This window comes from Mycobacterium sp. (assembly GCF_035314665.1).
GTDB lineage: Bacteria > Actinomycetota > Actinomycetes > Mycobacteriales > Mycobacteriaceae > Mycobacterium.
Genome location: NZ_DATFZD010000367.1, coordinates 1 through 4801 on the forward strand (window position 1 = coordinate 1; position 4801 = coordinate 4801).

7 protein-coding genes are annotated in these 4801 nt (G+C 67.0%); 4 read left to right on the top strand and 3 right to left on the bottom strand.

All coding sequences use genetic code 11. The features are described from left to right. Positions 1–213: class I SAM-dependent methyltransferase (locus VKI00_RS25430; protein WP_324443263.1), on the bottom strand; the 213-nt coding region annotated here is incomplete at its 3' end. A 349-nt stretch (positions 214–562) separates the two neighbouring features. Between VKI00_RS25430 and VKI00_RS25435 the strand changes: the two genes are divergently transcribed. Continuing rightward, positions 563–1090: a nitroreductase/quinone reductase family protein gene (locus VKI00_RS25435; RefSeq protein ID WP_324443264.1), complete on the top strand. Its 528-nt coding sequence runs from the start codon at positions 563–565 to the stop codon at positions 1088–1090. A 327-nt stretch (positions 1091–1417) separates the two neighbouring features. Here the strand turns inward: VKI00_RS25435 and VKI00_RS25440 are convergent, their stop codons facing one another. Further along, the gene (locus VKI00_RS25440; RefSeq protein WP_324443265.1) at positions 1418–1705 is read right to left on the bottom strand and encodes a hypothetical protein; all 288 of its coding nucleotides are present in this window, start codon (positions 1703–1705) and stop codon (positions 1418–1420) included. Further along, on the bottom strand, positions 1702–2616 hold the full coding sequence (locus tag VKI00_RS25445; protein WP_324443266.1) for a hypothetical protein: 915 nt from the start codon (positions 2614–2616) through the stop codon (positions 1702–1704). The genes VKI00_RS25440 and VKI00_RS25445 overlap by 4 nt, the downstream gene beginning before the upstream one ends. A 233-nt stretch (positions 2617–2849) precedes the next feature. On the opposite strand from VKI00_RS25445, the gene VKI00_RS25450 reads away from it, so the two are divergent. Genes VKI00_RS25450 through VKI00_RS25460 form a run of 3 tightly spaced genes read left to right on the top strand, consistent with a single transcriptional unit; the run spans position 2850 to position 4358 of the window. Further along, positions 2850–3152 (top strand): hypothetical protein, encoded by a 303-nt coding sequence (locus VKI00_RS25450; protein WP_324443267.1) that lies wholly within the window; start codon positions 2850–2852, stop codon positions 3150–3152. Continuing rightward, on the top strand, positions 3152–3919 hold the full coding sequence (locus VKI00_RS25455) for a DUF4226 domain-containing protein (RefSeq protein WP_324443268.1): 768 nt from the start codon (positions 3152–3154) through the stop codon (positions 3917–3919). The genes VKI00_RS25450 and VKI00_RS25455 overlap by 1 nt, the downstream gene beginning before the upstream one ends. Before the next feature lie 22 nt (positions 3920–3941). After that, complete coding sequence (locus tag VKI00_RS25460; RefSeq protein WP_324443269.1) at positions 3942–4358, top strand: hypothetical protein; 417 nt, start codon at positions 3942–3944, stop codon at positions 4356–4358. The last annotated feature ends 443 nt before the right edge of the window (positions 4359–4801 follow it).

Consider the following 4801-nt stretch of genomic DNA (forward strand, 5'->3'; position numbering starts at 1 on the left):
GTTCGGGTCGTCGACGTCGGCGGGCTGCAGTTCACGGGTGGCCCAGCGGGTAAAGAAGTCGACCCCCACGGCGCGGACGAGCGGTTCGGCGAAGGGGTCGTCGATCAGTGGGGCGTCGGCGTTGGTGGCTCTGGCCCTCGCCGCGGCAACCATCGTCGCGGTCGCTCCCACGCTGGTCGCGAGGTCCCAGGTGTCATCGTGTGTGCGCTCCATGTCCCGACTCTTTCGTAGAGGCCTTTTCTGGAGGCCTTTTGTCGAGGCCTTCGTAGGGGCCTTTCGTGGAGGCCTTTCGGAGGCCCACTGTATTTAGGCAGTATAACGAGTGGCACTCGACCGTCGTGATCCGCCCGCCGAAGGCTGAGCGCCGTTCGCATCCGGTGTATGGCTCTCAGGGGATTCGATAGGTCGCCGACATCGAAAGCGGCGTATTTGCAGTCCTCGACGCGTCAGCTGGCGAGGAGATATCGCCGGCTGTGGAGGAGATATCGCCGGCTGTGGGTGCGATCGGGCCACCGGCCGCTGCTAGGGCATTCGCGGGCACGCGTCGTAGGATCGGCACACCATGCCTACCGAGACCATCAACGGGATTCCCCGGGTCAACCCGCGCGCCCGCCGCGCGGCGTGGAAGCGGGGGATGCAGCGGCTCGTGGCCACCAAGGCCGGTGCGGCGGTGCATCGCGCGATCGCCGCGCCGCTAGACGCGCCGATCCTGCGGGCCACCGGCGGGCGCGTCAGCCTGGCGGCCGGCGCGGTGCCGGTTGTCGTCCTGACGTCGACTGGTGCACGCAGCGGCCAGCAGCGCGAGACTCCGCTCGTATATTTCACCGACGGCGACGACGTGATCCTGATGGCATCGAACTACGGCGGCGCGCGACACCCCGGCTGGTACCACAACCTGGTCGCCCATCCCGAATGCGAGTTGCACAAGGGACCGCACGGCGGCCGATTCGTGGCGCGTGAGACCGACGGCGCCGAGCACGACCGGCTGTACTCACTCGCTGAAGACCTCTACTCCGGCTACTCCAAGTACGCCCAGCGAACCGACGGCGTCCGGACGATCCGGGTGCTGCGCCTGTCACCTGCCGGCTAGATCTGCTGACCTCGGCATCTGCTGTCTTCTGTCTTCGCGCAGCGCCTCTGTTCGCGCAGCGCCTCTCTTCGCGCATCGCCGAGATTGAACCTGCCGACGGCTCCGCGGCGTGTCCCGTAGCAGAGGTCAATGTCGCGGCAGGCCAGCAGGCGTGGGCTGGCTCTTCCCTCGTTGTGGGAACGCGGGGCGCCGGCCGTCTGCTGCGCGGCCTTTGCACCCCTTGGCGTGAGCTGCTGCCACAGTTTGTCCATGGCCGATACGCACTTGCCGCACCGTCACACCGGTTCTGTGGGTCTTTCGGGCTTGGTGTGTCGCCCAACGGTCTCGCTACGGACTTTCCCGCGTCTGGCGCTTCACGTTGCGCAACTGCCAGATTGCGATAACCACCATGACAGCGGCAATCCCGATGTTTAGATACCGGCGATGTTCTTCAGTGATGCCGGCGAAGAGCAACACTGCGGCGAGCAGCAGCATGCAGTAGGCGCTGAAGGCACGCGATCTCCGTGAGGCCTGTTCGGGACTTGATGCGCGGCGCCTCAGCACAGTGGCAGTGGCCAAGCCGAACAGCACACCGAGCACCGCCACCACCGCAGCAGCCCAGACGACGCCGTTCATTTGCATCGCCTCAAGTTGTCGGCACCGTCGCCGACGCCCCAGGCACCCGTAACGAGTCCAGGCGTCGCGGCGCCGAGGCTCGCGAGGTCGGCAGGGATCGATGCGCCAAACAACAGGCCTCCTCCGATGATTTCCGCCCAGTCCTTGACGACCGCGACGTTGTCGCACTTCGGGAATCCCGCTTTCGGCGCCGGTGTCGGTACCGCGTCCGGCGGGGACGCATCGATCACCTGCACCGGCAGTGGCAGGGCTGGGGGCAGCTTGATGGGATCACCGGTGACTGGTGGCGCTGGCGGCGGGGTGGGTACGCCATTGTCGACCATCTGGAAGCTGCCCTGCATATGTGAGCCGTTGCCGACGATGACATCGTCTGGACCATATCGGGGATCGATGCCGGCGGGGTTCGCACTCGCGATCCGATAGCCCGTCGCGGCGGTGCTGATTTGGCCGCTGAGTGTCGCGCCCTGCTGCGAGGCGCTGTCCACCACGACCTGGGCCCGGTTGAGCTGCGTCTGCAGATGCTCAACAAGCTGCATTCTCTCCGCCGGGGTATCGGTGATCGGCGCGATCGCGGCTATACCACGCCGGGTGTCGGCGATGATGCCGTCCATCGCACTGGCGCCGTCCCGTGCCGCCACACCGGCCGCGGTCATCCCTGCCGACGCGGCGGCGTCGGATTCAACAACGCGACCGACGCCCCCCACAGCCGGTGCAGCGACGCCGGAGTAGGCGCCGTTGCTGGTGCCATGCCACTCTGCGGTTGCGGCGGAAAGCTGTGCTGCCACGGTGGTCCCGGCACTGCTCAGGCCTCCGGTGCTAGCGAAGGCCGCCGCGCGCGGGGCGGGACCGAACAGCTCCCGGGCGCGCTGGAGGTGCGCCAGAACCGCTTCGGTGACCGCTCGCAGGGACATAGCCATGAGTATCGACGACCGTCCGCGAAACGGACAACCACTAGGCACCGCATCGGCGCGAAGCAATGGCGGTAAGCGGCACCGGCCCCTCGAGGCCGTCGAGGAGTAGTAGCGAGCGAGCCGGTCACAAGCGTCCGTCTTCACAACGTTTCGCTCGATGCGGAGTTGAGATCCCGGCGATTGCGTCTCGTAGTGGTGGCCGGTCGCCCGCGCTTTCCCTGATACTGGGAGCTGTGTCGTTGCAGGGGCTCACCGATCAGGGGTTCGAGGAGCTGTACCGCGCGCGCGACCTGTTCGGGCCGGCACCGCAGGCGGCCGACTTCAGCCGCACAGCGACTGTCGCGTTCGCGCACGAGTCGCTGGCTGCTGTACACGCCGCGGCGACCGCCGACTGGCAGGGTGCAGGCAGCCGGGCCTACACCGGCGTGGCCGGCGTCGCTGTGCACAGGCTCAGCCGAGTTGTTCCGGCCGACCACGCCACGTCTGGCGCGATGAACACGGTGGCCGCCAGCTCGGGGCCACGGGGCGCCGGCTAATGGACGGCATCATCGCTGAGACACACGCCGGAGTCGCCGCGATCGCGCCGACCACGGATACCCCGGCTGGTAGAAGACAGCTCGCCGAGTATTTGCAGAACCAGCTGCGGCGAGCCCAGGCCGTGGTACAGGGCGGTGCTCAGCAGTCCGCGATGGCCGCGGCGGCAATTAGCTCAGCCACGGGTGGATACGGGTCCGCCCACGGTAATACTGGCGCCGCGTCCAGTCCCGACGATGTGATCGTCGACGACGGCTCCAACGGCAACAGCATGATGACCGCTCGGGGAGCGACCTTCAAACAGGATGGCGGCGGCCCAGCACCCGCACCGCCTCCGCCGCCGGGCGCAGCACCGCAGATCGGCCCGTTCCCCGTGCCACCGACGGTTGCGGCCGCCGCGCCTCCGGGTCCGCCGGATCCGACCGGTGGCCTGTTGATGCCCTCGACGGCGCCCCCGCCGCCGCATGCCGAAGACCCGTTGACGTCTTTGCTTCAAAAGCTGACCCAATCCGGTCCGGGCGCCGCGTTGACGCCCGACGAGATCCGCGCCCTGGTGGACGCCGAGTTACAGGGCAAGCTGAACGACGCGCAGCGGTTCAACCTCTGGGAGATGCTCAAAAAGGCTGGGGAGGGCTGCGTTCTCGCGGGGACCGCGGCGGGCATCGGTGGGCTAATTACAGGGCCCCTCGATCCGGCCGTCATTGCCGGCGGATGCGCGGGCGGCGCGCTCACCGGCGGGGGCGGCTACGCACTGGACCACCACAAATAACTCCCGGAAGGAGGGTGAATCGATGACCGCAGTACGTGTTTTCTACATCGTCGGCCTGGTCGTGTTCAGTTTCGGCGGGGTGAGGGCTCTCGACTGTCTGGAGACGCACCAGACGAGCCACCTGGTATCGGGCATTGTGATTGCTGCGATCGGCGCTGGTCTATTGATTCTCGCAGCGGTTCGCCATCGCCGGCTGCAGCCTGGCGAGCGGCGCCCGATCTACGGAAACGCGAAGCAGTCGGGGGTGATCGGCCTCGCAGTTGGGGCCGGGCTTGCGGTGTTCGGCGCCCTGACGGTGTGGGCAATGTTCACACCGGACGTTGGCCTGAAAGCGCTGCCGGTCGCCCTGCTCTTCTTCGCCATGGCGGCATGGAGTTTCATTGATGGACGGCGCAAACTGCGGCACGTATCAGGGACCGACGCGCAACCCACCGGCTGAACCATTGACCTTCTCGACGCGCCAATCTGGTCGGCGGCCTTGATGAGCGCCTGGGCGAGAGCGTCGCGGTCGAAGGCACCCTGACGTTCCCACAGCTACGCCCACGCCCCAGCCCGCTGAGGCGAACGTGAAGACCATGAAGAATATCGGCCGCGCTGAGGGCCGGCGAGCCGGTGGTGATCTCGGCGGGTACACTGAAGGATGTCCTAGCGGCAGCGCGCTTGCCGGACGGCCGCCTTGCGTATGGCGGTCAGGATTGGGACACAGTCTTCTTGCTCGATTGATGAGCATGATCGTCTGACCGAACTGGAGTCATAACCGTGAAAGTTGTTGTAAAGCCGCATATTCAGGCGGTCCACGCGGGCACCGTCTACGCCCCGGGCGACGTCGCCGACATCCCTCAGCACGTCGCGTATCAGTGGCTGGGATCGGGCTGGGCAGTC

What these genes read in the sequence shown, in the direction of transcription:
- VKI00_RS25435 (WP_324443264.1), top strand. Translation starts at nt 563, where the DNA reads ATGCCTACCGAGACCATCAACGGGATTCCCCGGGTCAACCCGCGCGCC.
- VKI00_RS25440 (WP_324443265.1), bottom strand. Translation starts at nt 1,705, where the DNA reads ATGAACGGCGTCGTCTGGGCTGCTGCGGTGGTGGCGGTGCTCGGTGTG.
- VKI00_RS25445 (WP_324443266.1), bottom strand. Translation starts at nt 2,616, where the DNA reads ATGTCCCTGCGAGCGGTCACCGAAGCGGTTCTGGCGCACCTCCAGCGC.
- VKI00_RS25455 (WP_324443268.1), top strand. Translation starts at nt 3,152, where the DNA reads ATGGACGGCATCATCGCTGAGACACACGCCGGAGTCGCCGCGATCGCG.
- VKI00_RS25460 (WP_324443269.1), top strand. Translation starts at nt 3,942, where the DNA reads ATGACCGCAGTACGTGTTTTCTACATCGTCGGCCTGGTCGTGTTCAGT.